Here is a 25,174-nt window from a genome sequence, read left to right as displayed (position 1 = left end):
TTGACTGATTTTCTCGACATAAAACCTCTCACCAAAGAGGCTTTCGCATCCTTCGGCGATGTGATCGAAACGACACCCTCTTCCATGCGGCATATCAATGGCGGCCAGACCGAGCGGCACCATGCGCTTGCAGCTCCGGAGACGGCGGGTGAGGGTGCGCGTGTCATCCTCAATATTTTCCGCGGGCAGCCGCGCGCCTTTCCGCATCAAATCGAAATGATGGAGCGGCATCCGCTCGGCAGCCAGAGTTTTTCGCCGCTTTCCGGCCGACCCTTCCTCGTGGTCGTCGCCGATGACGATGGCGGCCGGCCCGGCCGGCCGCAGGTGTTTCTGGCGCGGGGCGATCAGGGCGTGAATTACCGCCGCAATGTCTGGCATTATCCGCTGATGCCGTTGCAGGCGGTTTCGGATTTTCTGGTTGCCGACCGCGATGGACCGGGTAACAATCTGGAAGAGTATTTTTTCGATAAGCCCTATATGATCGCGGAGCCCAAGCCATGACCGGTTTGACCACCCATGTCCTCGATGCCGCCCAGGGCACGCCCGCCGAAGGGCTGACGATCGAGCTCTACCGGCTCTCCGGCGATCGCCGCGAGAAGCTGAAAACGGTGCAGACCAATAGCGACGGCCGTGTCGATGGCGGGCCTCTGCTCGTTGGCGACAGTTTCAAGGCCGGCGAATATGAGCTGGTTTTCCATGCCGGCGATTACATGCGCGGCAAGGGTGTGGCGCTGCCGGAGCCGGCCTTTCTCGATATTATCCCGATCCGTTTCGGCATTGCCGATGAGAGCGGCCACTACCATGTGCCGCTTCTGCTTTCGCCCTATAGTTATTCCACCTATCGAGGAAGCTGATTGCCATGATCTTTGCCGCCATTGCCGATATTCACGGAAACTGCGCCGCGCTTGAAGCCGTGCTGGAGGATATCGCGAGGCTTGGCATCAAGGACATCGTCAATCTCGGCGATTGTTTCAGCGGCCCGCTGGAAGCGGGGTTTACCGGCGATGTGCTTGTTAGCAACTGGATTCCCAGCATTCGCGGCAATCATGACCGGGAACTGATCGACCGTGCCCCGGAGGAGATGGGAAGCTGGGAAAGGCCGGCGCATGCGCAGCTGAGCGCCGCCCATTTGGACTGGCTGCAAACCCTGCCATTCAGCATGGTGTTCAAGGATGTCGCCTATTGCTGCCATGGCTCGCCGCGTGACGATCTGGAATATTGGCTGGAAACGCTGTCGCCGGAAGGCGTTCTGAAATTGCGGCCACTGGCCGAAATCGAAGCCATGGCGGAAGGCATCACCCAGCCGCTGATGCTGTGTGGCCATACCCATATTCCCCGCACCGTGCAGCTTTCCGACGGCCGGCTGATCGTCAATCCCGGCAGCGTCGGCTGCCCCGGCTGGAAGGACGACACGCCTTTCGACCATCACGTCGAGGCCGGCCACCCGCTTGCCACCTATGCCGTGCTGGAAGAGACCGGGCGCGGCTGGCAGGTCTATTTCCGCAACATCCGTTACGACAATATGGCGATGGCCGAGATGGCGAAGGTCAACGGCATGCCTCGTCTCTCCGATGCGCTGGCGAGTGGTTGGCTTCGCAAACGGGCTTGAATTGCCCAGGGAGTTGTACTATTTGTTGTACAACTTTCATCGGGGTTCATCCATGCGTACCGTTATGTTTTCAAAAGCACGCGAATCCCTTGCATCGCTTCTGGATGAAGTGTCGCAGGACCGAGTGACTGTGGAAATCGTGCGCCGCGACAAGCCGTCCGCCGTTCTTATCGATAAGGACGAGTATGAAGGCTTGATGGAAACCTTGCATCTCTGCTCGTCGCCGGAGAATTTCGCCAGACTTAGAAAGTCGATGTCCGATGTGGACGCGGGTACTTTCGAAAGCCATGATCTTATCGACTGATTTTTCAAACCCATCGCGCATGAGTGCGAGCTTCCATCAGGAGAAACTCTCATGCAGCAAAAGGGCGCGATTGCTCTCGGCTGGAGCCATCAGGGCTGGGAAGACTATCTTCACTGGCAGCAATATGATCGCAAGATGCTCGAACGCATCAATGAACTCATCAAGGATTGTCGACGGCATCCGTTTGAAGGGATCGGAAAACCTGAGCCACTGCGTTTTCAGTTGAAGGGCCTATGGTCACGCAGGATTTCGCAGGAGCATCGGCTTGTCTACGAGTTGCGCGGCGAAGCGGAAAAGACGGTTCTGATCATTCACCAGTGCCGTTTCCACTACTGATCCTCACCCCTCGCTGGTCATCACCACGCAGGAATAAGATTGCGCCTTCAGTTCCTTGCAGGCAGAAACCGCCGAAGACTGGTCTTCGAAGCCGGTGAAACGGGCGCGGTAGAGGGTCGCCGATCCGCTTTGCACGGCTTCGGTATAGGGAGCGATCCCGGCATAATTTCCGGCGATGTTGGAGCGGGCATTGGCGAGCAGCGTGCGGGCGGCGGCTTCGCTGTCGGTGGCGGCGATCTGCACTTCCCAGCGGCTTCTCTGGCCCGTGGGCTGGCTGACGGAGGCTGCCGCGGGGGCCGGCCGCGGGATGGCCGAAACCTGCATCATGTCGGCCATCTGGTTATTCGCCGTGGCGATCTGCATGGCGACCGGATCTTGGCGGCGTTCGGCGAACATCGGCAATGGTATGGAGGTGGGGGTTACTGAGGCCGTGGGCGCGGCTGCGGGCGTCACAGCAAAGGTGCGGCTGACATTGGCGCTGGCGACGAGCTGTTCGGTGTTGCGGCTTCTCGATGCCTGCGGCACGGCCTTGTCGAGAAGGGCGGCCATCTGCGCATCGCGGCTACGCGCCGTCTTGCCGCCCAGCACCACGCCGACGACGCGGCGACCATTGTGATTGACGGCGCTGACGAGGTTGAAGCCGGAGGCATTGGTATAACCGGTCTTGATGCCGTCCATGCCCTGATAACGATACATCAGATTGTTATGGCCACGGATGCGCTTGCCTCGGAAACTGAAGGATTCCATGGCGAAGAGGCCATATTCCTTGGGAAAGTCGCGCTGCAGCGCCAGGCCGAGTTTCGCCATGTCGCGCGCCGTCGTCACCTGCGATTTGCTGGGCAGGCCGGAAGCGTTGCGGAACACCGTTTTCGTCATGCCGAGCTGGCGGGCCTTGCGGGTCATCATCTCGGCGAACCTTGCCTCGGAGCCGCCGAGATGATCGCCCATGCCTTCCGCCATGTCATTGGCGGATTTGACGATCATGCCGTAGACCGCCTCGCGCACGGTGAAGGTCTGCCCCTGGCGCACATAAAGCTTCGAGGGGATAACGGCTGCACCGTTCTTGGACATCTTTATCTTCTGGTCCCAGCGAAGCCGGCCGGCATGCAGCGCTTCGAAGGTCATGTAGAGCGTCATCATCTTGGTGAGCGAAGCGGGGTGGTTCAGCACATCGGCATTGCGGGCGGCCAGAACCTTGCCGGTATTGGCATCCATGATGAAATGGGCGTAACCGGCTTGGGCAGGCGATGCCTGCAATGAGAGGATCGCGCAAAAGAAGGCGAGTGCGAAGACCCATGCGCCCGCCATTCCCCGTTTGATCGTTCCCGACATGATCCACCCCTTTTGTTCGGCCGCCGCGATGAGCGAAGTTTTACTGACACTTTCCGGCAACAAAACCGCTAAAACTTTAGAGATCGCTTTCATGCTTAATTAAGTATGAATTTCAAGGCGGCGGCGGGCCTCACAATTTCCTTGCAAAGAAACCAACCGTCCGGTATGTTCCGAAACATGAAAAATGCACATGAACGGAAAAAGCAGCCTGAGATCGTTCGCCGCAGTCTTCTCGATTGCGCGTCGAAACTCGCTGCCGAACAGGGTGTTGCAGCACTTTCCGTGCAGGCGGTGGCGGATGCCGCCGGGGTGACGAAGGGTGGGTTGTTTCATCATTTCGCCTCCAAGCAGGCTTTGCTGGAGGCGGTGATGGCGGACCTTCTTTCGGCGCTGGACGCGGAAATCGATGCGCTCATCTCACAGGATTGTGAAGCTTACGGATGCTTCACGAGGGCCTATGTGAACGCGGTTTTCGCCGATCGCGACCGGGAATCGGGCAGGCAATGGGCGGCGTTATCGGTGTCGATGGTTGGTGAACCGTCGCTCAGGCGCATGTGGACCAGCTGGTTCGAAGGACGTCTCATCCGTCATAAGGAAACGGATGAGGGGGTGGTATTGGAACTCGTAAGGCTAGCGGCTGACGGCATCTGGTTTGCCGATCTTCTGGCCGATGACGGCAGGGAAGGTGGCGACAGGGCGGCTCTCAGAGCCCGGATGATCGCGCAGACGAAAAAGGAAATGGAACAATGAACGCGGCTATCTTCACCTACGGGGCGCTCGTCGCGGCCATTGTCTGCGAGGTCATCGCCACCTCGTTCCTGCAGCAGTCGCAGCAGTTCACCCGGCTGTTGCCGACGGTGCTGATGGCGCTGTTTTACGGTGCGGCCTTTTATCTGCTGTCGTTCACGCTGCGGGCGCTGCCGGTGGGCGTGGCCTATGCGATCTGGAGCGGGCTCGGCATCGTGCTGATTTCCGGTATCGGTTATTTCGTGTTCCGCCAGGCGCTGGATATCGCCGCTGTCGTCGGCCTCGGGTTTATCGTGACGGGGGTGGTGATCGTGAATGTATTTTCGAAGACGGTGGGGCATTGATAGGGCCTCTCCACCTCATTCCTGTGCTTGTCACAGGAAACCAGCCGGCGCGCGTCTGCGCGACGGAGGGACTTTCTTTCAGCCCAAGGACTTGGGCTGGCTGGATCCCTGTGACAAGCACAGGGATGAGGGAGGCAGCGTACGGACTTTCTGAGACGCCGGCTCTGAGGCATCACCTCACCTGCTACAGCGTCACCATCACGCCAGAACGCTGCGGTCCACATCCGTAATCAGCCTTTTGCCGCAAAGCGCCATGCTGACATCCATCTCCTTGCGGATGATCTCCAGCGCCGTTGTCACGCCCTGCTTGCCATCGGCACCGAGGCCATAGAGGAAGGGGCGGCCGATATAGGTGCCTTTGGCGCCGAGCGCCACGGCCTTCAGCACGTCCTGACCGGAGCGGATGCCGCCATCCATATGCACCTCGACCCTGTCGCCGACGGCATCGACGATCTTCGGCAACATGGCGATGGAGGAGTGCGCGCCGTCGAGCTGGCGGCCGCCATGGTTGGAGACGATGATGGCGTCAGCGCCGGTATCGAGCGAGGCGCGTGCATCTTCCTCGTCAAGGATGCCCTTGAGGATGAGCTTGCCGCCCCAGCGTTCCTTGATCCATTCGACATCCTTCCACGACAGGCGCGGATCGAACTGCTCCGCCGTCCAGGAGGAGAGCGAGGAGAGGTCGGAGACATTTTTCGCATGACCGACGATGTTACCGAAGCTGCGGCGCTTGGTGCGAGCCATGTCCATGCACCATTTCGGCCGGGTCGCCATCTGCCAGATGTGTTTCGGGGTGAATTTCGGCGGTGCGGAGAGGCCGTTGCGCAAATCCTTGTGGCGCTGGCCGAGAATTTGCAGGTCGAGCGTCAGCACCAGCGCCGAGCAGCCGGCGGCCTTCGCCCGGTCGATGAGATTGTTGACGAAGTCCCGATCCTTCATCACGTAAAGCTGGAACCAAAAGGGTTTCGAGGTGACGGAAGCGACATCTTCGATCGAGCAGATGCTCATGGTGGAAAGCGTGAAAGGCACGCCGAATTCTTCGGCTGCTTTTGCGGCCAGCATTTCGCCATCGGCGTGCTGCATGCCGGTCAGGCCGGTGGGGGAGAGCGCGACCGGCATCGAAACCTTCTCGCCGACCATTTCGGTGGCAAGCGACCGGTCGGTCATATCCACCAGCACGCGCTGGCGCAGCTTTATCTTGGAAAAATCATCCTCATTGGCGCGGTAGGTGCCTTCCGTCCATGCGCCGCTATCGGCATAGTCGAAAAACATTTTTGGCACGCGGCGCTGAGCCTGTTGCTTCAGGTCAGCTATGGTCAGGATTTTGCCCATGGATAAAGCCTTCACATTTGAATGATGGCTTCACATAACATGAATGGGACGGCTGCAACATCAAAATCGACAGGTTTCATCACCAGAAAGCCCGCAAAAACAGCTCGGCTCCCAATAAAAGCAGGCAGATGAGGAACCAGCGCCGGAATGTGGCCGGGCTGACGATGTTACGGATCTTCTGGCCGAGCCACATGCCGAGAAGCGCGGGCAGCACCGCGAGTGCGGAAAGCGACAGATGCTCGACGCGGAAGGCACCTTGCGAGGCTAGGCCGGCGGCAAGTGCAACGGTCGAAACCGTGAAGGAAAGGCCGAGCGCCTGCACGAGATCGTCGCGGTTGAAACCGAGCGACTGGATATAGGGCACGGCGGGCACGACGAAAATTCCGGTGCCGCCGGTCAGCAGGCCGGTTGTCAGCCCGATGGCCGGCGAGAGCCTGGATTCCAGCCGTGCCGGAACGGAGAGGGGTTTGGCGAAGAGGCTGTAGGCCGCATAAGCAGCAAGGCATAATCCGAGTGCCGAGGTGGTCCAGATGCCGGTGCCTGCCGTCATCAGCCGGATGCCGATGAGAGTGCCGGCGGCGATGGCGATCATCATCGGCCATAGACGGGCGACGATGGCCCTGAAATCCGGCCCGGCCAGCAATTGCCAGATATTGGTAACGAAGGAGGGCAGGATCAGCAGCCCTGCGGCAAGGACGGGCGGCATGAACAGGCCGAGCACGCCCATGGCGACGGTGGGCAGTCCCATGCCGGTCACCCCCTTGACGATGCCCGCGACGGTGAAGGTGGCAAAAACCATCAGCATGGTGGTTGTGTCTAAATCCGGCAAGGGCGCACTCCAGAGGTCATTCGCATTTCGGCCGGGTGATGCCAGCCAGTCATTTGAAGCGAGCGGGTGCGGCACGGTTTCTTCTCCCCGCCGGGGAGAAGGTGGCCCGAAGGGTCGGATGAGGGGGCAACGTCGGTGATAAATCGAGAGCTGGCCCCCTCATCCCGCTGCCGCGGACTTCTCCCCGGCGGGGAGAAGAAACAAGCGGCACCCGCTCGATTTGATAGGCCACTGATACATGAGGCCATGAGCAAATGTTTCGGCCCCAGCCGAACTATGCCAGCACACTCTTCATCGCCCTGCCGGCCACATAGGTTTCCACCACCGTGCGGTCGTCGCCCATGGTCAGCATCAGGAAGAGTTCTTCCGTCAGGCTGTTCACCACTTCCATCTTCAGCGCCATGGCGGGTGTCGAGGAAGCGTTCAGCACGGTGATGTCTGCGTCCGTGCCGGCATCCAGCGTGCCGATCCGGTCGACCATCGAGAGGGCCTCGGCATTGCCGCGGGTCATCAGATACCAGCTTTCCAGCGGGTTGAGGCGCTCGCCCAGCAATTGCTGGATCTTGTAGGCCTCGTCCATGGTGCGCAGCATGGAATAGCTCGATCCGCCGCCGATATCGGTCGCAACCGCGATACGAACAGGCTTTTCGCGCCGCTGCAGCTTTTTCATCGGGAAGAGGCCGGAGCCGATGAAGAGGTTTGAGGTGGGGCAATGTACGGCCACCGCGCCGGTTTCCGACAGCACGTCCGCCTCGCGCTCGGAGAGGTGGATGGCGTGGCCGAGCAGGGTCTTTTTTCCCATCAGTCCGTAGCGCACATAGATATCGGTATAGTCGGTCGCTTCGGGATAAAGTTCGCAGGTATATTTGATCTCGTCGAGATTTTCCGAGAGATGCGTCTGGATGAAGAGATCGGGAAATTCCTGCGCCAGCGCCTGGGCGGCTTCCATCTGCTTCGGGGTGGAGGTGATGGCGAAGCGCGGCGTGATGGCGACGTGGTTACGGCCCTTGCCGTGCCAGTCGGCGATGACCTGACGCGTCTCGTCATAGGAGGTTTCCGGCGTGTCCAGCAGGCCCTGCGGGGCGTTGCGGTCCATCATCACCTTGCCGCCCACCATCAGCATGTTGCGCTTCATGGCCTCAGTGAAGAAGGCGTCGGCGGAGGTCTTGTGCACGGAGCAATAAGCGGCGGCCGTGGTGGTGCCGTGGCGCAGCAACTCGTCGTAGAAATGCGTGGCGATGCGCTGGGCATGGGCGCTTTCGACGAAGCGGCATTCTTCGGGGAAAGTATAGGTGTTCAGCCATTCCAGCAGATTGGCGGCATAGGAGCCGATGACCTGCATCTGCGGGAAATGCAGGTGCATGTCGATGAGGCCCGGCACGATGAGATGCGGCCGGTGGTCCTTTTCCTTGATGTCTTCGGGGGCTTGCTTGCGGATATCGGCGTAGTCGCCGATGGCGGCGATCCTGCCGTCTTCGATCAGCAGGCCACCGTCTTCGATATAGAGATAGCTTTGCGTATCGTCGATTGCGAGCGGCGCGCGGCGGAAGCTCAGCAGGCGGCCACGCAGCAGAACCATGCTCATTCAGTCTTTCCTTCGGCTTTTACGGCCCCGGAAACCGCGCTTTCGTACCAGGCGGTCAGCACCTTGCGCTCATCCGGGGTGATGGCGGTGATGTTGCCGGGAGGCATGGCATGGCTGCGGCCGGCTTGCAAATAGATTTCACGCGCATGGGCGGCGATCTGCTCGTCGGTTTCGAGCTTCACCGATTTCGGTGTGAACGGCACGCCTTCCCACACCGGCTCGGCCGCATGACACATGGAACAGCGGCCTTGAACCACATCACGCGCCTTGGCGAAATGGGCGTCGGCGACGAATTGCTGCTGCATCGGCGAAAGCGTCGCTGCCTTCTGCTCCTCCTCGCCGGTCAGCACCTTCGGCACGGTGGAAAGCCACATGATGACGATGAAGATGAGGGCGGTCAGCAGCCAGGTCCAAGTCGGCTTGCCCTTGCGGGCATGGGTGGTGTTGAACCAGTGGCGGATGGTGACGCCCATCAGGAAGACGAGTGCGGCGATGATCCAGTTAAACTGCGTGGCAAAGGCCAGCGGATAATGGTTCGACAGCATGAAGAAGATGACGGGCAGCGTCAGGTAGTTGTTGTGCAGCGAGCGCTGCTTGGCGATGCGACCATATTTCGGGTCCGGCGTGCGCCCGGCGATCAGGTCGGCGACGACGATCTTCTGGTTGGGGATGATGATGAAAAACACATTCGCTGACATGATGGTGGCGGTGAAGGCACCGAGATGCAGGAAGGCGGCACGGCCGGTGAAGACCTGCGTATAACCCCATGCCATCGCCACCAGCGCGACATAGAGCACGATCATCAGGCCCCAGGTATTGTTGCCGAGCGGCGATTTGCAGAGGAAATCGTAAAACAGCCAGCCGATGGCAAGCGAAGCGAGCGACAGACAGATGGCCTGGAACTGGGTAAGCGCCAGCACCGAATGGTCGATGAGGAAGAGATCGGCGCCGCCATAATAAACGATGCAGAGCATGGCGAAGCCGGAAAGCCAGGTGACGTAGCTTTCCCATTTGAACCATGTCAGGTGCTCGGGCATCTGGGCAGGCGCAACCAGATATTTCTGGATGTGGTAAAAACCGCCGCCATGCACCTGCCATTCCTCGCCATAGGCCCCCGGCGGCAGATGCGGCCGTTTGACCAGCCCGAGATCGAGCGCGATGAAATAGAAGGATGAGCCGATCCAGGCGATGGCGGTGATGACGTGGAGCCAGCGGACGGCAAAGGCCATCCATTCCCACGCAATGGCATATTCGTACATGCGGTTCCCCTGATCCTTGTGCAGCGCACCTTGCGAGAAAATTGACCTTTAGGAAAGGGAAAAGCAGAGGGCAGGAGGCGATTGTTCACAATCTGGCGCCTTTGTGTCCGCAATCTCAGTTGAGTTCGCCCGTGCAGGTGGGTTGGCCCGGTAAAGTTGCAGCCGCTCATTCCTGTCGCATAGTTTGTGCTTAGCTGGCTAACGCGACTCAGCTATTATCCTTTGTGCAGTCTGCCGATGTGCTAAAATATAAGGCTGCGGAGTCCTGCGGGGCGCCTTGCCGGAAATCCATTCCGGTTTTACGCCGATGCGCAGGGCTTCCATGACATGTTTCGCTGGCGGTTCTTCCGAAAGCGGGCGCTGCGAACCCTGGGTGGGGGCAGATCAGGGGGCAGGTATCGCAGTTCCCGGCGCCGTTGTGTCCGGGTGGGTGTTGATGTGAAATTTGAATAAAGGGACGCAATGATCTTCCGGCAGCCGCCGTTGTTTCAACGGAGACCATGCCGATGCGCCTTGTTCTGACGGTCCTCTTCCTGCTTTTGGCGTTCAGCGCCACCGCGCTTGCCCATGAATCCCACAAGGGGTTCAAATATGAAAGCTATTGCTGCAATGGCGACGCCGAAACCGGCGACTGCCAGATGATTCCCACGCGCAGTGTTCGTGTCACGCCTGACGGTTACGAGGTCTCGCTCGCACCCGGCGATCACCGCATGGTCACGCGACGCCATGTCTTCAACTGGTCGCAGCGCGAAGCAAGACGATCCGAGGATGGCGAATATCACCTCTGCCTGTTTCCGGATGAGGACACGCCGCGCTGTTTTTATGCGCCGGACATGGGGTTTTGAGGCAGTTGCTGCGGCCGGCTTTCCTCGATCCGCTTCAATATCCAGTCGCGGAACAGCCTTATCTTGCGAATGTTCCTGCGGTTTTCGGGGTAGACCAGCCAATAGTTCTTTCCTTCGCTGCTAAGGTGCTCGAAGGGTTGATAAAGGCGGCCGAGCGCAATCTCATCGGCATAGAGTTCAGGGGTGAGCATGGCCACCCCCTGGCTGGCGATTGCGGCGGCGGCTTCGAAGGCCTGCACATTGAGGCGGCTGCGGGGATAACGGTCAAGGCCGGGATTTTCAACACCCACTTCCCGAAACCATTGGCTCCACCAGATATCGCCGGGATCGATGATGCGCAGGCGCAGCAGGTCTTCCGGCTTGTGCAATCCGCCGATGCTTTCGGCAAGGCCCGGATGCAGCATCGGCGTATAAACGCCGCGCAGCAATTGATGATAGATCAGCCCTTTGCCGTTATCTTTGCTCCAGCGAATGGCGACATCGCAATCGGACTGGGAGAAATCGATCAAAGCGCTTGATGTGTCGAGCCGCACGGCAATCGAGGGATGTTCAAGCTGGAAAGCACCCAGATGCCGCGAAAGCCAGCGCGAGGCGAAGGTAGCGGTGGAATGGATTGTCAGGGTCGCGTCGGATGTGTCGCGCACATTGTCGACGGCCTCCCGCAGATTGTTGAAGGCTTCCGCGACTTTCGGCGCGAGTTTCTGCCCGGCCTCCGTCAGTGAGACCTGCCGCGCCTTTCTGATGAAGAGCGGCTCGCCGATATTCTCCTCCAGCAGTTTCACCTGATAGCTCACCGCCGTCTGGGTCATGCCCAGCTCTTCGCCGGCCTTGGTGAAGCTCAGATGCCTTGCGGCAGCTTCGAACACCCGCAGGGCGTTCAGGGGAAACTGGCGGGACATTTTCATGGATAAGTTCTCTTTATGCCAATTGCCGAAGGTTTCATTGGTTTTTCTCCGGAAAACAGAGCATTTTTAGCTCAATTCATCAACTGAGCTTCTGACATTTTTGAATGGAGACGAACATGCGCACAGCACTCTTGCGCGCGTGGTCCCGCCTGCGTGCGGGCCTGCAGACAGCGGAACGGTTTACTCTTGAAAGCCTTGCACCGGACAATCTGGCGGATGAAAGCCTGCCGGACGGGCTCAGGCGTGATCTTGGCCTTGAGGATGGCCGTGTCGATTTTCGCTGCGACGGATTTCGGCAGCGGAAAATTCTTGCAACAACTCGGCTGCCACAAGGGCCGCTATGATCGCAGGCCGCTTGTCCCTGACGCTGTTGCCGCCGATGGGCAGGATGAGCTTTGCAAGGCGGGACAGGGGCTCTCCCTCCCGCTCCAGCCAATGGGCGAAGGTGGCGCGTTTGGTCTTCGAGCCGATCATGCCGACATAGGCGAGATCGTCGCTGGCGAGCGCTTCCTTCGCGATGAGGAAATCGAGCGCGTGATCGTGGGTAACGATGATGGCCGCCCCGTTTGCCGGGATTTTCGCGACGAGCGCCTCCGGCATGGGGGTCAGCACGGATGCGACGTTCACTGGAAGATCGTGCAGTTCGTTTTCCCGCGTTTCCACCACTGTCAGCGTCAGGGGTAGCAGCGACAGCGCTTCAGCCAGCGCCTTGCCGACATGGCCCGCCCCGAAAATGAAGACGGCCGGCTGCTGCTCGGCCTCGCCCTTTAGTCTCGCCTCCAGCGCTGCCGCGATTTCCGCCGTTATCAGCCGGAACCGGAGCAGGGTGCGGCCGCCGCAGCACTGGCCGATTTCCGGGCCAAGCGGAATATCCATGCGGTCTTCGGTAACACCGCTCCGCAGCATGGCTCGGGCGTGGTCTATGGCCATATATTCGAACTGCCCGCCGCCAATGGTTTCCCACAGGCCGTCTTGCGAGACCAGCATGAAGGTTCCGGCCTCACGTGGGGAGGACCCTTTCACGGCCTCGATTTCCACGAGGATCGTAGCGGGGGAGCGGGTGAGGAAAGAGGGCAAGGAGGTGTCAGGCATTGGTGCTGGCCCCCTCATCCGGCCCTTCGGGCCACCTTCTCCCCGACGGGGAGAAGAAAGTTCCCGCACGCTCCCCGCTGCTACCAAAAGCCTTTTGAATTGCCGCGACGGTGCGGCAGATTTCTTCTCCCCGCCGGGGAGAAGGTGGCCCGAAGGGCCGGATGAGGGGGCTTGGCCGCATGGATACTCCCCCTCACACCTTCTTCAGCCGTTCCACCGCCATCAGAACCCGCTCCGGCGTTGCCGGCGCGTCAAGCCGCGGGCAGACCTTGTAGTCGGCGACGGAGGCGACCGCCATGGAGAGGGCTTCGAGAACCGAGATCGCCAGCATGAAGGGCGGCTCGCCCACGGCCTTGGAGCGGCCAATGGTGGGTTCGGCATTTTCCGCCCATTCCGCCAGCCTGACGTTGAAACTCTTCGGCCGGTCGGAGGCGAGCGGGATTTTGTAGGTGGAAGGCGCGTGGGTGCGCAGCCGTCCCTTGCCGTCCCACCATAATTCCTCGGTCGTCAGCCAACCCATGCCCTGCACGAAGGCGCCCTCGATCTGGCCGATATCGATGGCCGGGTTCAACGACTTGCCGACATCGTGGAGGATATCGGTGCGTTCCATCATATATTCGCCGGTCAGCGTATCGATCGACACTTCCGAGCAGGCCGCGCCATAGGCGAAATAATAAAACGGCGTGCCACGGCCGGCGGCGCGGTCCCAGTGGATTTTCGGCGTCTTGTAAAAACCGGCGGCGGAAAGCTGCACGCGGGCGAAATAGGCCTTTTTGATGAAGTCGTTGAAGGCGATTTCCTCAAGGCCGATGCGCACCCGGTTCGGCAGAAAGACGACTTCCTCTTCGGGCACGTTCCAGTTCTCGGCGGCGAATTTGACCAGCCTTTCGCGGATTTGACGGGCGGCATCATAGGCCGCCATACCGTTGAGGTCGGTGCCGGAGGAGGCGGCGGTGGCCGAGGTGTTCGGCACCTTGCCGGTGGTCGTTGCCGTTATCTTCACCCGGCCGATATCCACCTGGAAGGCATCGGCCACCACCTGCGCCACCTTGGTGTAAAGGCCCTGACCCATTTCGGTGCCGCCATGGTTCAGGTGGATGGAGCCGTCATTATAGATATGCACCAGCGCACCCGCCTGATTGAAGGCGGTCATGGTGAAGGAGATGCCGAATTTGACAGGGGTGAGCGCGATGCCCTTGCGGATGATCGGGCTCGTTTTGTTGAACTCGATGATGGCGTCTCGCCGGGCGCGATAGTCGCTGGAGGTTTCCAGCTCCTCGACGATGCGGGCGATGATATTGTCCTCGACCTCCTGATGATAGGGCGTCGTGGTGCGGCCTGAGCCGGTCTCGCCGTAGAAATTCAGCTTGCGGATATCGAGCGGATCCTTGCCCACCGCATAGGCGATTTCCTCGATGAAACGTTCCGCGCCCAGCATGCCCTGTGGGCCGCCGAAACCGCGAAAGGCGGTGTTGGAGACCGTGTGGGTTTTCAGCGGCCGCGAGGTGAGGTGCACATGCGGATAGAAATAGCTGGAATCGGCGTGAAACAGGGCGCGGTCTGTCACCGGGCCGGAGAGATCGGAGGAAAAGCCGCAGCGGGCGGCATAGGTGGCGTCGACGGCGTGGATGCGGCCTTCCTCATCGAAGCCAAGTTCGTAATCGACGCGGAAATCGTGGCGTTTGCCAGTTGCCGTCATGTCCTCGTCGCGGTCCGGGCGGATTTTCACGGCCCGATTCAGCTTCTTGGCGGCGATGGCGCAGAGGGCGGCGAACTGGTTGCCCTGCGTTTCCTTGCCGCCGAAACCGCCGCCCATGCGGCGCACCTGCACCGTGACGGCATTGGATGGCACCTGAAGCATATGGCTGACAATGTGCTGGATTTCGCTCGGATGCTGGGTGGAGCTCCACAGCGTTACCTCGTCATCCTCGCCCGGCACGGCCATGGCGATGTGGCTTTCGAGATAAAAATGCTCCTGCCCGCCGATCCGCATGGTGCCGGTGAGGCGGCGGGGTGCGACATCCATTTCGATCTTGGCATCGCCGCGCTTAAGCGTCATCGGATCGATGACCAGCGCGCCGCCATTTTCAATCGCCGTGTCGATATCGGTGAAATGCGGCAGGTCCTTATAGGTGATCTTCGCCTTGCGGGCCGCCTTTCTGGCAATATCGCGGGTTTCGGCAAAAACCGCGAAGATCGGCTGGCCGTGGAATTCCACCTTGGTTTCGGCCAGCAGCGGTTCGTCGTGACGGCCGCCGGAAGAGATGTCGTTTTCGCCGGGCACGTCCTTGGCAACCATGACCCAGAGCACGCCGGGTGTTTTTTCCACTTCCGAGAGGTCCATCGAGACGATTTCGGCATGTGCCCGGTCGGAAAGGCCAAGCGCGCCGTGGATCAGTCCGGCGGGTTCGGGAATATCGTCGATATATTCGGCGCTGCCGGTCACATGCTTATGGGCGGAATCGTGCCGGAGCGAAGCGTGCATCGGGCCGTCGATTTCGGCCTTGGTCTTGTCGAAGCTTGTGGTGTCCATGGTTCAAGCCTCCTCCAGTACAAAACGCACAAGTTCCTGCTTTTGCCCCGAAGTCTCGAGGAAAAACCGCGTTAGCAGGTTCTTGGCCGTCAGTTGCCGATATTCGGCAGTCGCCCGCCAGTCGGTCAGCGGGGTGAAATCCTCGTCCAGCACATCGCGCGCCGCATCGATCGTTTCTTGGCGCCATGGCTTGCCGAGAAGGGCTGCCTCCAGATGTGCGGCGCGTTTGGGTGTGCCGGCCATGCCACCGAAGGCGATGCGGATGTCTTCGACCGCGCCATCGGCATCGAGCGTCAGGTTGAAGGCGCCGCAGAGCGCGGAAATATCCTCGTCGCGGCGCTTGGAAATCTTGTAGACGGCATAGAGGCTTTCCGGCTTCTGGAACGGAATGAAGAGCTTTTCGACGAATTCGCCGCTCAGCCGGTCCTGTTTGCCGTAATCGATGAAATAGCTTTCCAGCGGCAGGCTACGGTTACCGGAGGAGGATCGCAAGGTCAGCGTCGCCCCGAGCGCGATCAGCGCCGGCGGCGTGTCGCCGATGGGGGAGCCGTTGGCGATATTGCCGCCGATGGTGCCCATATTGCGAACCTGCTCGCCGCCAAGGCGGTCGAACAGCCGGGCAAGCGGCGGAAAATGGTTTGCAATGGTCTTGAAGGCCTGGCTGTAGGTGACGCCGGCGCCGAGTGTTACGCCGTCCTCATCCGCGGTGATGGTTTGCAGATCCCCGAGATTGTTGATGAAGATCACCGGGTTCAGCGCCCGCATCTGCTTCGTCACCCACAGGCCGACATCGGTGGAGCCAGCCACGATGGTCGCCTTTGGTTCAGCAGCGTAAATCTCGGTCAGTTCGGCCAGTGTCGCCGGAATGATGGTGCGGTCCTCGCCGTGGGTGACGGTGATCGTCTCATTGGCGCGAATGGCCCAGAGCCTTGCCATGATATCGGTGCGGTCGCGTTGCAGCGGGTCGAAGAGGGCGCTCGGGCGGGCAGCGGCGATCTTTTCGGCGGCGCGCACGATCGGCTCATAACCCGTGCATCGACAGAGATTGCCTTGCAGCGCCTTTTCAATGTCGGCGCGGCCGGGGTTTTCACTGGAAAGCCAGAGACCGTAAAGCGACATGATGAAGCCCGGCGTGCAGAAACCGCATTGCGAGCCGTGGAAATCCACCATCGCCTGCTGCACGGGGTGAAGCGTGCCATCGCGGGCGGCCAGATGCTCGACCGTCACGATATGGGTGCCATGCAGCGAGCCCAGAAAACGGATACAGGCATTGACGCTTTCATAACGCAGCGAACCGTCCAGCAGCCGCCCGACCAGCACCGTGCAGGCGCCGCAATCGCCTTCGGCGCAGCCTTCCTTGGTCCCGGTCAACCGCTTGCTGATGCGGAGATAATCGAGAAGTGTGTCTGTCGGTCCGAAATCCTTCAGCGAGATGGTTTCGCTGTTGAGGATGAAGCTGATCGCGTCGTTCATGCAATGCCCTGCTTTTTTGACCGGCTGCCGAGCCGGTTTCTTGTCATTATCCCTGCGCATCATATGCACGCCCGCAGGCGTATATCGATTTCCGTTTTGGCAATTCATTGCTTCCAAAAAGGAAAGAAAGTTCGGCAATTATTGCGCCGTCCAGCCGCCATCCACGGAAATATGGGTGCCGGTGATGTTGCTTGCGGCATCGCTTGCCAGAAACAGCGCGGCGGCGGCCACATCGTCGACGGTGACGAACTGCTTGGTTGCCTGCAATTCCAGCATCACGTCGTTCTTCACCGCCTCTTCGCTGATGCCGCGCACCTTCGCCATTTCCGGTATCTGCTTTTCGACGAGCGGGGTCAGCACATAACCCGGACAGATGGCATTGACGGTAACCCCGGTCTGGGCAAGCTCGAGCGCCGCCGTCTTCGTCAGGCCCATGATGCCGTGCTTGGCCGCCACATAGGCCGATTTGAATGGCGAGGCGACGAGACCGTGGGCGGATGCGATGTTGATGATACGGCCTTTTCCGGCTTTCTTCATCAGCGGTATCGCAGCCCGCATGGTATGGAAGGAACTGGTCAGATTGATGGCGATGATCCAGTCCCATTTCTCCGGCGGAAATTCCTCGATGGGCGCGATATGCTGGATGCCGGCATTGTTGACGAGCACATCCACAGAGCCGAGTTTTTCGTTGGCGGAATTGATGAGATCGGCGATCTCGTCCGGTTTCGTCATATCCGCGGGGTGATAAAGCACACGCCCGCCGCTTTCCGCTTCCAGCAAAAGGCGCAGTTTTTCGATCTCGTCCTCATCGCCGAAACCGTTCAGCACAATATTGGCGCCCTCCCGCGCAAATCGCTGCGCAATCGCAAGGCCGATACCGCTTGTAGAGCCCGTCACGATAACTGTCCGATGCATGCTTTCCCCTTTTTGCATTACTTCGCACATGTTTAAGCAAGTTATGCCCAAAGGGGGCGGGCTGGCAATCGCCATTTCGGGCGCCATTTCGTGGGAACTCGGTGGCGCGGTCAAACAGGCCGCGCCCATCCATTTTTTCGAAGCTAAGCATCCAGATTTTGCGCCAGATTCTGTATTTGCCTGCCGGGGCTTCCGTCCCTATCTCTGAGGCAAGCAAACAGAGGTATCATCTATGGAACTCGGTCTTTACACATTCGCGGATGTCAATCCCAACCCCGCCGATGGCCGTGGGCCGGAAGGCGCGCGCCGGCTGCGGGAACTCATCGAAGAGATCGAGCTTGCCGATCAGGTCGGGCTCGATGTCTTTGGCCTCGGGGAGCATCACCGTCCGGATTATGTAGTCTCCTCGCCCTCCACCGTGCTCGCGGCGGCGGCGGTGAAGACGAAGAATATTCGCCTGACGAGCGCCGTTTCGGTGCTGAGTTCGGACGATCCGGTGCGGGTGTTCCAGCAGTTTTCGACCGTCGATCTCCTGTCGAACGGCCGCGCCGAAATCATGGCCGGGCGCGGGTCCTTCATCGAATCCTACCCGCTGTTCGGTTACGATCTTGAGGATTACGACGTGCTCTTCGCCGAAAAGCTCGATTTGCTTTTGGCGCTGCGGGAGCAGGAAATCGTCACCTGGTCCGGCACCAAGCACCCAGCCATTCACGGGCGTGGCGTTTATCCGCGTCCCCTGCAGGAGCGTTTGCCGGTGTGGATCGCGGTTGGCGGCACGCCGCAATCGGTGGCGCGGGCAGGCGCCATGGGTCTGCCGGTGGCGCTTGCCATCATCGGCGGTGAATATCGCCGCTTTGCGCCGCTGTTCGATCTCTATCATGAGGCCGCGCGCCGCGCCGGGCAGGAAAAGACCAAGCTGCGCACCAGCATCAATGTGCACGGCTTCATTGCCGACACCACCGACAAGGCGGCGGACCAGTTTTACGGCCCGCAGGCGGAGGTGATGAACCGCATCGGCCGCGAGCGTGGCTGGGGGCCGACGAACCGCGCGCATTTCGACGCCGCACGCGGGCCGGAGGGCAATCTCTTCCTCGGTGAGCCGGAGCTCGTGGCGGAAAAGATCATCAAGGCGCATGGCGTGTTCAGGAATGACCGCTTCCTGCTGCAGATGGCCATCGGCCTGATGCCGCACGATCAGATCATGCGCGGCATCGAGCTTTATGGTACGAAAGTCGCCCCTATCGTCAGAAAAGAATTGACGGGGAGCGCCGATCCGGTGAAAGCCACGGCCTGATGATTGCCAAGGCGGGCGTTTTGAGACCCGCCATACAGAACGACGGACAGAGACATGGTCATTTCCACCGAAGAAGAACTGGTTCTGCTGAAGGACATCGGCCGTTTGTGCGCCGTCGCGATGCAGACCATGGCGGACGCGCTGGAACCCGGCATCACCACGGCCGAGCTTGATGCTATTGGCCGCAAGGTGCTGGAGGATAACGGCGCGCAATCGGCGCCGGAATTCTGCTACAAGTTTCCCGGCGCGACCTGCATCAGCGTCAACGAGGAAGTGGCCCATGGCATTCCGGGTCCCCGCATCATCAAGGCGGGCGATCTCGTCAATATCGATGTTTCGGCGGTAAAGAACGGCTTTTTCGGCGATACCGGTTCGTCTTTCGCCGTGCCGCCGGTGAAGAAGGACATCGAGCGCCTCTGCCGCGATGGCAAGCGCGCCATGTGGACGGGCCTGCAGCAGGTGAAGACCGGCCGGCCTTTTGCCGATATCGGCAATGCCATCGGCGCTTTCGCCAAGAAGAACCGCTATACGCTGATCACCAATCTCGCCAGCCACGGCATCGGCCGCTCGCTGCACGAGGAGCCGAAGGAACTGGCGACCTGGCCGGACAAGGACGAGCGGCGCATCATGCAGGAAGGCATGGTGTTTACCGTCGAGCCGTTTCTTTCGACGGGCGCCTATTGGGCCGAGGATGGCGATGACGATCCATGGACGCTCTATAGCGATCCGAGCGCGCCGACGGTGCAGTATGAGCACACCGTGGTTGCGACCAAGAACGGGCCGCTGGTGCTGACGCTCGCTGAGTGAGGAGCGGGGACTGAGTTCGGTCTATCAAGGGCAAATTACAAATGTCCATTGCCTCGCCTTGGCTCCTGAGTGAGGCGAGCGGGTGCCCCTTGTTTCTTCTCCCCGAGGGGGAGAAGTCCGCGGCAGCGGGATGAGGGGGCGCCCTCACTGGATTCGGAGAGCTTGCCCCCTCATCCGACCCTTCGGGCCACCTTCTCTCCGGCGGGGAGAAGAACAAGCGGCAACATCCGAACATTCATGACAGATAACGACCGCTTATAAGGCCGATCAAAATAACTCGCTTGTCCCTTATCCGCCCCGTTGCGATAAGCCATGCATGAGCATCGACAAGCCACTTTCCGCCAAACATCTGACTGCACTTGGATTTTCCGGGGCGCTGATGATGGCCTCCGCCATGGGTTTCGGCCGCTTTTCCTTCACCCCCATTCTGCCGGGCATGATGGCGGATGTTCCGCTCTCGGCGGGGGATGCGGGGATCGTGGCGGCGGGTAACTTCGCCGGGTATCTGGCGGGGGCGGTTCTGGCGGCCTATTCATGGGGTTCGGGACGGGAACGGCCGGTGGCGCTTTGCGGCCTGTTTGCCACCGGGGCATTGTTGCTTGCCATGGCAGCTTTCAACTCCGTCGCGGCTTTCACCGTCATCCGGTTTCTGGCCGGTGTCGCCAGTGCGCTCACCATGATCTTCACCTCGCAGATCGTTATCGGCCATGCCGTCAAGGCGGGCAGGGACAGCGTTCAGGCGCTGCATTATGGCGGCGTCGGTGCCGGCATCGCGATCTCCTCGCTTGCGGTCTATCTGATCGGCGTCGTTTTTGACGGCGGCGGTTCCTCGTGGCGGGAGGAGTGGATCGCAGGCGCTGTCTTTTCCTTCATCACGTTCATTCTCGTCTGGCGGGTGCTGCCCGCAGGCCCGCCGCGACATGCATCCTCTGTGGCGGAACCGCCGCTCCACTGGACGCGGCCGCTCTTCCTGACGACGCTGGCCTATGGGCTTTTCGGCTTCGGTTACGTCATCACCGCCACCTTCATCGTGGCAATCGCCCGCATGGCCGCCGCCGGTGCTTTCGTGGAGTTTCTGGCCTGGTTCATCACCGGCTGCGCCGCCGCCATTTCGCTTTTCCTCTGGAAACCGGTGCTGAAATCGCAGGGGCTGAAACGCGCCTTCGTCATCGTTCTTGCCGTCGAAGCCGTCGGCGTCTTCGCTTCCGTCATGCTGCCGCCGGTGCCGGGTGTTCTCGCCGGAGGCCTGCTTCTCGGGCTGACCTTCATGGTCATCACCGCTTATGGCCTGCAGCTCGGCCGGGAGTTTGCCGGGCCGAGCCCGCGTCGCGCCTTTGCGTTGATGACGGCTGCTTTCGGCACGGGCCAGATCGTTGGGCCGCTTGCCGCCGGCTGGATTGCCGAGGCGACGGGAAGTTTCACCGCGCCCAGCATTCTCGCTTCGGCCGTGCTCGTCGTCAGTATTGTTCTGATGCTGCCGGTGCTTGCCACGGAGCGGCGGCGTTAAGTCTCTGACGACGTCCTGACCGGCCCGAATTCACGCTGTTTTGCGGGGATCGCGCAACTCTCTGCGCCTTACATCTTGTTAAGGTCAGCGCTTCTTCATTGCTGTGCACAAATTTCTGCCCTAGGTTCGGGCCAATAAGTGCTTCGCCAATAATGGCTGATTTCAAACGCGCGTGAGTTCGAAACGTGTTTCATTCCTTCTTTCCCAAACCGAAAATCTTCTTCACGTCGGCCGCGCTGTGGACAATCGTGTGCATCGTTGTCTGGTACAGTGTCGGCCCGCAGATCGGCGCGGCCATTGGCCTGCCGCCATTGGCGCCCGGACAGACCGCGCCCATCGGGCTCGCCTACTTCTTCTCGCCCGACAATCTTTGGTTCTATCTCTATTTCACGATCTTCGTCGCAATATTCGGCATTGCATGGCAGTTGATCGCGAAGGATCACCCATGGACCGCATGGTCCATCTGGGGATCGGCCTTTATCATTTTCATCGCCTATTTTGCGGTGCAGGTTTCCGTGGCGCTGAACAACTGGCGCGGCCCATTCTTCGATCTCCTGCAGAATGCGCTCGCCAAGCAGGGCGACGTGACGGCCGCGCAGTTTTACGATTATCAGCTCAAGTTCCTCGAGATCGGCGCTGTCGGCGTGGTGATGAATGTGGTGACCGCCTTCTTCACCAACCATTATGTGTTCCGCTGGCGTACGGCCATGAACGACTACTACATGTCGAAATGGGACAAGCTGCGCCATATCGAGGGTGCATCCCAGCGTATCCAGGAAGATACGATGCGGTTCGCCAATATTCTCGAAGGGCTGGGCGTCACGCTCATCAATTCCGTGATGACGCTGGTGGTGTTCCTGCCGCTTTTGTTCCGCATGTCCGAACATGTGGGCGACCTGCCGGTGATTGGCGCCATTCCGCACGCGCTTTTCTGGCTGGCGATCGTCTGGTCGATCTTCGGCACCGCGCTGCTTGCGCTTGCCGGTATCAAGCTGCCGGGGCTTAACTTCCGCAACCAGCGCGTGGAGGCGGCATATCGCAAGGAGCTGGTTTATGGCGAGGACCATGCCGACCGGGCCGATCCCGTAACGGTGCGGGAGCTGTTCGCCAACGTGCGCAGAAACTATTTCCGCATGTACTGGCACTATCTCTATTTCAACGTGGCACGTTATTCCTACGGTCAGCTCGATGCGATCTTCCTGAACTTCATCCTGATCCCGACATTCGTTGCCGGGCGGATCACCATGGGCATCTGGCAGCAGATCGCCACGGCCTTCGGTGAGGTCAGCAATTCCTTCCAGTATCTGGTGAATTACTGGTCGACGATCATCGAACTGCTTTCTATCCACAAACGTCTTGTGGCCTTCGAAGCAGCGATCGATGACAAGCCGCTGCCGGATATCGACATGCGTTATCTGCGCCGCGAAGCGGAAGAAGGTGAACTGGCGGCCAACCGCCCCTGAGCAAACAAAAAGGCGGCCAATCGGCCGCCTTTTTGCATGAGGGGAAGTTCACCCCTCGGTCTTCTGTTTCTTCCGCGCCTCGATCATCGGCATCGCCTCGGCATAGCTTACACAGGCAACATCCTGCCTGCCGCAGACTTCGCGCAGCAGCCGTTCATAGGCGTTCCAATAGGCGCCGCCATTCATCTTCACGAAGTGAAAGCCCATCTGCAGCGGAATGCGCTCGCCATTATATTGCCTGTCGAATGCATTGCGGAAGGCCGTATAGGCGCGCTCCTCGAATTCCTTCGAACGATCAGGCGTCTCGACGCCGATGGAGTGGCGGATGAAGAGATTGTAGTCCATGGCGATGATCGGGCGGTTGCCCGGACCTTCCGGAATGAGCGGCAGGCCGAAATGCTCTATGCCGTCGCGCTCCACCGGCCATTCCGGTCCCTTGGTGATGCTGGTGGCGTCATAAACGAAACGGTGCTTTTTCTGCGCTTCGGTCAGCGCCGGCCCCTGCGAGAGATAGGGCGCGCGAAAACCATTGATCTTTTTTACCATCTCGCGCCAGCCTTCGGGTTCCTCGCCTTTCTTGCCGATCATCTGCCAGGCGTTTTCCAGCGTGCTGGTGAAGGTGGTGAATTCGCCGTCCCATTGTTCGGCGGTCCATTGCCCGCCATCGAAATGGCCGCAGGTGTGGTTGCCGATCTCGTGACCTTCGCGATAGGCGGCCCAGATGTTTCTGAGCCTTGCCTCCACCTCTTCGGGCGACTGGCCGAAACCGACATTGGAACGACCCGCCTTCTGGCCGGGCCCCTGATAGGTCTTGGCGCTGGTCTTCCTGTCCATTACCAGCGTGCAGGCAAGGAAATAGGTAAAATGCGCGCCGACTTGCTTGCCCGTCGCCCGGCTTCTTTCCCACAGCGTATTGTCGCCCGCACCGTCGAAGGACACGATGACGAGCTGCTTCGGCTTCTCAGCCTCTTCGGCAAAAGCGGGAAGGGCGGCGAGAAGCGACAGGGAAAAGGCGGCAAGTGAGCGAAACATCAGTTATCCGTCATATGAAACACCGTGGCCTTTTGCGGGTGGAATAAGGCGAAGCTTTGAATAGTCTGGCGTTTTCATGACTTTCGGCCTAATTCCTGTTCTCAACTGCGGTGATAGGGCCGCTTCGTTCCACCGGGGGACCGTGTTTCATGCTTTTTCTCGCACTCTGTCTTGCCTTGTTCCTGCTGACGCATCTTTTGAAGGTGGTCGCACCGCAATTTCGCGCGCGGATGATCGCGACGATGGGTGAAGGCCCCTTCAAGGGCGTCTATTCCCTCGTCAGCCTCATCACGCTCGGCCTCGTCATCTATGCCTTCGGCGAAGCGCGGCAGGAAACCGGAATGTTGTGGTATCCGCCTGTCTGGACGAGCCATCTCGCCGTGACCCTGATGCTGCCGGCGATGATCTGTCTTATCGCCAGCCTCATACCGGCTGGCCACATCGCAGTGAAGACGAAACATCCGCTCATCCTCTCGGTCAAGATTTGGGCGCTTGCGCATCTTCTGGCCAATGGTGAGACGTCTTCGATCCTTCTTTTCGCATCGTTCCTTGCCTGGGGCGTGGTGATGCGGATTTCGCTGAAGCGCCGGGAAAGAGCGGGCGAAAAGGTGGTCCGGGACTTCGTTTCAAGCCGCTACGATCTGGTGGCCATTGTCGGTGGCATCGTTCTCTGGGGTGCTTTCATCCTGAAACTGCACGAATGGTTGATCGGCGTTCAGCCCATCGTCCTGTAGGAAATCAACGTTTCCCCCTTACATATCAGGCAAAATAGGCTAGAAGGCCGACCATGACCCGGTCGGCCTTGCTTTTGCTGACCCGGGTAAGCGGCTTGGTATGTCCGCGAACGGATGGATCGGCGACGATCTCCGCGCGGGTAACGGAGAATTTGATGGCAAACGAAAATGATACCTTTATCCGCGAAGTGAACGAGCAGATCCGCTCCGAGCAGCTGTCGCGCTTCTGGGGCCGTTACGGTATCGTGGTCGTGGGTGCGGCCGTTCTCGTGGTTCTCGGCGCCGCCGGCGCCGGTATCTACGAATACTGGAACACCAGCCGCGCTTCCAATTCCGGCGACCAATTCCTTGCGGCGCTGAAGCTCGCTTCGGACAACAAGACGGATGAGGCGCTGAAGGCCTTCGCCGATCTCGAAACCTCCGGTCATGGCAATTATCCGGTTCTGGCGAAGTTCCGCTCGGCCACGCTGCTGTCGCAGAAGGGCGATGCGGCCGGCGCCATCGCCGCCTTCACCGCCATTGGCAACGATACGTCCGCGCCGCAGGTCTTCCGCGATACCGCCAAGGTGCGCGCGGCCTGGCTGCTGGTGGACAACGGCACCTATGATCAGGTCGTCGCACTGGCCGAGCCGCTCAGCACTGAGGGCCAGACCATGCGCGCTTCCGCCCGCGAAGCTCTGGGTCTTGCCGCCTACAAGGCCGGCGATTTCGTCAAGGCCAAACAATGGTTCGAGCAGATCGTCAGCGACGCGCAGGTGCCGCGCAACGTGACGAACCGCGCGCAGATCATGCTCGACAATATCACCGCTTCGGGCAAAGCTGCCTAACACGGCTGCCCGACAAAGATCGCGCCGGCATTCTCCGCATTGCCAAAGCGATCCAACTCATTATTTTACG

The 25,174-nt window shown here is 60.1% G+C and carries 25 protein-coding genes; 14 read left to right on the top strand and 11 right to left on the bottom strand.

Features of this window, described 5'->3' with window-relative positions; genetic code table 11:
* Genes ACQZ5N_RS17700 through ACQZ5N_RS17680 form a run of 5 tightly spaced genes read left to right on the top strand, consistent with a single transcriptional unit; the run spans nucleotide 1 to nucleotide 2,249 of the window.
* On the top strand, nucleotides 1-501 hold the full coding sequence (locus ACQZ5N_RS17700) for an ureidoglycolate lyase (RefSeq protein ID WP_448733648.1): 501 nt from the start codon (nucleotides 1-3) through the stop codon (nucleotides 499-501).
* On the top strand, nucleotides 498-854 hold the full coding sequence (uraH, locus tag ACQZ5N_RS17695) for a hydroxyisourate hydrolase (RefSeq protein ID WP_448733647.1): 357 nt from the start codon (nucleotides 498-500) through the stop codon (nucleotides 852-854). The genes ACQZ5N_RS17700 and uraH overlap by 4 nt, the downstream gene beginning before the upstream one ends.
* A gap of 5 nt (nucleotides 855-859) precedes the next feature.
* The gene (locus tag ACQZ5N_RS17690) at nucleotides 860-1,609 is read left to right on the top strand and encodes a metallophosphoesterase family protein (RefSeq protein WP_448733646.1); all 750 of its coding nucleotides are present in this window, start codon (nucleotides 860-862) and stop codon (nucleotides 1,607-1,609) included.
* A 52-nt stretch (nucleotides 1,610-1,661) separates the two neighbouring features.
* A complete protein-coding gene (locus ACQZ5N_RS17685; protein ID WP_035260938.1) occupies nucleotides 1,662-1,913 on the top strand; it encodes a type II toxin-antitoxin system Phd/YefM family antitoxin in 252 nt (83 codons plus the stop codon).
* A gap of 51 nt (nucleotides 1,914-1,964) precedes the next feature.
* Complete coding sequence (locus ACQZ5N_RS17680; protein WP_206696310.1) at nucleotides 1,965-2,249, top strand: Txe/YoeB family addiction module toxin; 285 nt, start codon at nucleotides 1,965-1,967, stop codon at nucleotides 2,247-2,249.
* Between the two features lie 3 nt (nucleotides 2,250-2,252).
* Here ACQZ5N_RS17680 and ACQZ5N_RS17675 read toward each other — a convergent pair whose 3' ends face one another.
* On the bottom strand, nucleotides 2,253-3,557 hold the full coding sequence (locus tag ACQZ5N_RS17675) for a serine hydrolase (RefSeq protein ID WP_448733662.1): 1,305 nt from the start codon (nucleotides 3,555-3,557) through the stop codon (nucleotides 2,253-2,255).
* 189 nt (nucleotides 3,558-3,746) lie between these two features.
* Here ACQZ5N_RS17675 and ACQZ5N_RS17670 point away from each other — a divergent pair, with 189 nt between their 5' ends.
* Together ACQZ5N_RS17670 and ACQZ5N_RS17665 are read left to right on the top strand one after the other, a co-directional pair.
* The gene (locus ACQZ5N_RS17670; RefSeq protein WP_448733645.1) at nucleotides 3,747-4,331 is read left to right on the top strand and encodes a TetR/AcrR family transcriptional regulator; all 585 of its coding nucleotides are present in this window, start codon (nucleotides 3,747-3,749) and stop codon (nucleotides 4,329-4,331) included.
* Entirely contained in the window at nucleotides 4,328-4,672 is a 345-nt protein-coding gene (locus tag ACQZ5N_RS17665) for a DMT family transporter (protein WP_003524247.1), read from the top strand. The genes ACQZ5N_RS17670 and ACQZ5N_RS17665 overlap by 4 nt, the downstream gene beginning before the upstream one ends.
* Before the next feature lie 198 nt (nucleotides 4,673-4,870).
* Here the strand turns inward: ACQZ5N_RS17665 and ACQZ5N_RS17660 are convergent, their stop codons facing one another.
* The 4 genes from ACQZ5N_RS17660 to puuD all read right to left on the bottom strand — a co-directional run bounded on the left by ACQZ5N_RS17660 (nucleotide 4,871) and on the right by puuD (nucleotide 9,677).
* Complete coding sequence (locus tag ACQZ5N_RS17660) at nucleotides 4,871-6,004, bottom strand: alpha-hydroxy acid oxidase (RefSeq protein WP_059754267.1); 1,134 nt, start codon at nucleotides 6,002-6,004, stop codon at nucleotides 4,871-4,873.
* 79 nt (nucleotides 6,005-6,083) lie between these two features.
* On the bottom strand, nucleotides 6,084-6,803 hold the full coding sequence (locus ACQZ5N_RS17655) for a sulfite exporter TauE/SafE family protein (RefSeq protein ID WP_448733661.1): 720 nt from the start codon (nucleotides 6,801-6,803) through the stop codon (nucleotides 6,084-6,086).
* Nucleotides 6,804-7,107: 304 nt separating this feature from the next.
* A complete protein-coding gene (gene guaD / locus ACQZ5N_RS17650; protein ID WP_448733644.1) occupies nucleotides 7,108-8,418 on the bottom strand; it encodes a guanine deaminase in 1,311 nt (436 codons plus the stop codon).
* On the bottom strand, nucleotides 8,415-9,677 hold the full coding sequence (gene puuD, locus ACQZ5N_RS17645; RefSeq protein WP_448733643.1) for a urate hydroxylase PuuD: 1,263 nt from the start codon (nucleotides 9,675-9,677) through the stop codon (nucleotides 8,415-8,417). Before puuD ends, guaD begins: the two co-directional genes overlap by 4 nt.
* Before the next feature lie 506 nt (nucleotides 9,678-10,183).
* On the opposite strand from puuD, the gene ACQZ5N_RS17640 reads away from it, so the two are divergent.
* Nucleotides 10,184-10,522, top strand: a complete 339-nt coding sequence (locus ACQZ5N_RS17640; protein ID WP_162936601.1) for a hypothetical protein — start codon at nucleotides 10,184-10,186, stop codon at nucleotides 10,520-10,522.
* Here ACQZ5N_RS17640 and ACQZ5N_RS17635 read toward each other — a convergent pair.
* From ACQZ5N_RS17635 to ACQZ5N_RS17615, 5 genes are all read right to left on the bottom strand, one after another.
* Complete coding sequence (locus ACQZ5N_RS17635; protein ID WP_020810938.1) at nucleotides 10,498-11,427, bottom strand: LysR substrate-binding domain-containing protein; 930 nt, start codon at nucleotides 11,425-11,427, stop codon at nucleotides 10,498-10,500. The two genes, ACQZ5N_RS17640 and ACQZ5N_RS17635, sit on opposite strands and share 25 nt — an antisense overlap.
* Nucleotides 11,428-11,664: 237 nt before the next feature.
* Entirely contained in the window at nucleotides 11,665-12,519 is an 855-nt protein-coding gene (xdhC, locus tag ACQZ5N_RS17630; protein ID WP_262533610.1) for a xanthine dehydrogenase accessory protein XdhC, read from the bottom strand.
* Between the two features lie 193 nt (nucleotides 12,520-12,712).
* The gene (gene xdhB, locus ACQZ5N_RS17625; RefSeq protein ID WP_448733642.1) at nucleotides 12,713-15,052 is read right to left on the bottom strand and encodes a xanthine dehydrogenase molybdopterin binding subunit; all 2,340 of its coding nucleotides are present in this window, start codon (nucleotides 15,050-15,052) and stop codon (nucleotides 12,713-12,715) included.
* A gap of 3 nt (nucleotides 15,053-15,055) precedes the next feature.
* Nucleotides 15,056-16,525, bottom strand: coding sequence for a xanthine dehydrogenase small subunit (xdhA, locus tag ACQZ5N_RS17620; RefSeq protein ID WP_448733641.1), 1,470 nt, complete (start codon nucleotides 16,523-16,525; stop codon nucleotides 15,056-15,058).
* Between the two features lie 138 nt (nucleotides 16,526-16,663).
* Nucleotides 16,664-17,440 (bottom strand): 3-hydroxybutyrate dehydrogenase, encoded by a 777-nt coding sequence (locus tag ACQZ5N_RS17615; protein ID WP_059754597.1) that lies wholly within the window; start codon nucleotides 17,438-17,440, stop codon nucleotides 16,664-16,666.
* A gap of 232 nt (nucleotides 17,441-17,672) precedes the next feature.
* Between ACQZ5N_RS17615 and ACQZ5N_RS17610 the strand changes: the two genes are divergently transcribed.
* The 4 genes from ACQZ5N_RS17610 to sbmA all read left to right on the top strand — a co-directional run bounded on the left by ACQZ5N_RS17610 (nucleotide 17,673) and on the right by sbmA (nucleotide 22,511).
* Nucleotides 17,673-18,734 carry an LLM class flavin-dependent oxidoreductase gene (locus tag ACQZ5N_RS17610; RefSeq protein ID WP_269831375.1) on the top strand — a complete coding sequence of 354 codons (1,062 nt, stop codon included), beginning with the start codon at nucleotides 17,673-17,675 and terminating at the stop codon, nucleotides 18,732-18,734.
* A gap of 54 nt (nucleotides 18,735-18,788) precedes the next feature.
* Entirely contained in the window at nucleotides 18,789-19,541 is a 753-nt protein-coding gene (gene map / locus ACQZ5N_RS17605) for a type I methionyl aminopeptidase (RefSeq protein WP_065655656.1), read from the top strand.
* Nucleotides 19,542-19,857: 316 nt separating this feature from the next.
* Nucleotides 19,858-21,048 (top strand): MFS transporter, encoded by a 1,191-nt coding sequence (locus ACQZ5N_RS17600; protein ID WP_448733640.1) that lies wholly within the window; start codon nucleotides 19,858-19,860, stop codon nucleotides 21,046-21,048.
* Nucleotides 21,049-21,233: 185 nt separating this feature from the next.
* Nucleotides 21,234-22,511, top strand: a complete 1,278-nt coding sequence (sbmA, locus tag ACQZ5N_RS17595) for a peptide antibiotic transporter SbmA (RefSeq protein ID WP_448733639.1) — start codon at nucleotides 21,234-21,236, stop codon at nucleotides 22,509-22,511.
* A 48-nt stretch (nucleotides 22,512-22,559) separates the two neighbouring features.
* Here sbmA and ACQZ5N_RS17590 read toward each other — a convergent pair whose 3' ends face one another.
* Nucleotides 22,560-23,543, bottom strand: coding sequence for a polysaccharide deacetylase family protein (locus ACQZ5N_RS17590; RefSeq protein ID WP_448733638.1), 984 nt, complete (start codon nucleotides 23,541-23,543; stop codon nucleotides 22,560-22,562).
* A gap of 149 nt (nucleotides 23,544-23,692) precedes the next feature.
* Here ACQZ5N_RS17590 and ACQZ5N_RS17585 point away from each other — a divergent pair, with 149 nt between their 5' ends.
* Together ACQZ5N_RS17585 and ACQZ5N_RS17580 are read left to right on the top strand one after the other, a co-directional pair.
* Nucleotides 23,693-24,277 (top strand): NnrU family protein, encoded by a 585-nt coding sequence (locus ACQZ5N_RS17585; protein WP_125146610.1) that lies wholly within the window; start codon nucleotides 23,693-23,695, stop codon nucleotides 24,275-24,277.
* A gap of 155 nt (nucleotides 24,278-24,432) precedes the next feature.
* Nucleotides 24,433-25,104 (top strand): tetratricopeptide repeat protein, encoded by a 672-nt coding sequence (locus tag ACQZ5N_RS17580; RefSeq protein WP_448733637.1) that lies wholly within the window; start codon nucleotides 24,433-24,435, stop codon nucleotides 25,102-25,104.
* Nucleotides 25,105-25,174 lie beyond the last annotated feature (70 nt).

The organism is Agrobacterium sp. 22-221-1, from assembly GCF_053522445.1.
Note: the sequence above shows the minus strand (reverse complement) of the source record. Positions and strands in the feature narration are given on the sequence as shown.

What these genes read in the sequence shown, in the direction of transcription:
- ACQZ5N_RS17585 (WP_125146610.1), top strand. Translation starts at nt 23,693, where the DNA reads ATGCTTTTTCTCGCACTCTGTCTTGCCTTGTTCCTGCTGACGCATCTT.
- ACQZ5N_RS17615 (WP_059754597.1), bottom strand. Translation starts at nt 17,440, where the DNA reads ATGCATCGGACAGTTATCGTGACGGGCTCTACAAGCGGTATCGGCCTT.
- ACQZ5N_RS17580 (WP_448733637.1), top strand. Translation starts at nt 24,433, where the DNA reads ATGGCAAACGAAAATGATACCTTTATCCGCGAAGTGAACGAGCAGATC.
- ACQZ5N_RS17600 (WP_448733640.1), top strand. Translation starts at nt 19,858, where the DNA reads ATGAGCATCGACAAGCCACTTTCCGCCAAACATCTGACTGCACTTGGA.
- ACQZ5N_RS17680 (WP_206696310.1), top strand. Translation starts at nt 1,965, where the DNA reads ATGCAGCAAAAGGGCGCGATTGCTCTCGGCTGGAGCCATCAGGGCTGG.
- puuD (WP_448733643.1), bottom strand. Translation starts at nt 9,677, where the DNA reads ATGTACGAATATGCCATTGCGTGGGAATGGATGGCCTTTGCCGTCCGC.
- ACQZ5N_RS17640 (WP_162936601.1), top strand. Translation starts at nt 10,184, where the DNA reads ATGCGCCTTGTTCTGACGGTCCTCTTCCTGCTTTTGGCGTTCAGCGCC.
- ACQZ5N_RS17675 (WP_448733662.1), bottom strand. Translation starts at nt 3,557, where the DNA reads ATGGCGGGCGCATGGGTCTTCGCACTCGCCTTCTTTTGCGCGATCCTC.
- ACQZ5N_RS17670 (WP_448733645.1), top strand. Translation starts at nt 3,747, where the DNA reads ATGTTCCGAAACATGAAAAATGCACATGAACGGAAAAAGCAGCCTGAG.
- ACQZ5N_RS17660 (WP_059754267.1), bottom strand. Translation starts at nt 6,004, where the DNA reads ATGGGCAAAATCCTGACCATAGCTGACCTGAAGCAACAGGCTCAGCGC.
- uraH (WP_448733647.1), top strand. Translation starts at nt 498, where the DNA reads ATGACCGGTTTGACCACCCATGTCCTCGATGCCGCCCAGGGCACGCCC.
- ACQZ5N_RS17635 (WP_020810938.1), bottom strand. Translation starts at nt 11,427, where the DNA reads ATGAAAATGTCCCGCCAGTTTCCCCTGAACGCCCTGCGGGTGTTCGAA.
- ACQZ5N_RS17685 (WP_035260938.1), top strand. Translation starts at nt 1,662, where the DNA reads ATGCGTACCGTTATGTTTTCAAAAGCACGCGAATCCCTTGCATCGCTT.
- ACQZ5N_RS17690 (WP_448733646.1), top strand. Translation starts at nt 860, where the DNA reads ATGATCTTTGCCGCCATTGCCGATATTCACGGAAACTGCGCCGCGCTT.
- xdhC (WP_262533610.1), bottom strand. Translation starts at nt 12,519, where the DNA reads ATGCCTGACACCTCCTTGCCCTCTTTCCTCACCCGCTCCCCCGCTACG.
- map (WP_065655656.1), top strand. Translation starts at nt 18,789, where the DNA reads ATGGTCATTTCCACCGAAGAAGAACTGGTTCTGCTGAAGGACATCGGC.
- xdhA (WP_448733641.1), bottom strand. Translation starts at nt 16,525, where the DNA reads ATGAACGACGCGATCAGCTTCATCCTCAACAGCGAAACCATCTCGCTG.
- guaD (WP_448733644.1), bottom strand. Translation starts at nt 8,418, where the DNA reads ATGAGCATGGTTCTGCTGCGTGGCCGCCTGCTGAGCTTCCGCCGCGCG.
- ACQZ5N_RS17665 (WP_003524247.1), top strand. Translation starts at nt 4,328, where the DNA reads ATGAACGCGGCTATCTTCACCTACGGGGCGCTCGTCGCGGCCATTGTC.
- ACQZ5N_RS17590 (WP_448733638.1), bottom strand. Translation starts at nt 23,543, where the DNA reads ATGTTTCGCTCACTTGCCGCCTTTTCCCTGTCGCTTCTCGCCGCCCTT.
- ACQZ5N_RS17610 (WP_269831375.1), top strand. Translation starts at nt 17,673, where the DNA reads ATGGAACTCGGTCTTTACACATTCGCGGATGTCAATCCCAACCCCGCC.
- ACQZ5N_RS17655 (WP_448733661.1), bottom strand. Translation starts at nt 6,803, where the DNA reads ATGGTTTTTGCCACCTTCACCGTCGCGGGCATCGTCAAGGGGGTGACC.
- xdhB (WP_448733642.1), bottom strand. Translation starts at nt 15,052, where the DNA reads ATGGACACCACAAGCTTCGACAAGACCAAGGCCGAAATCGACGGCCCG.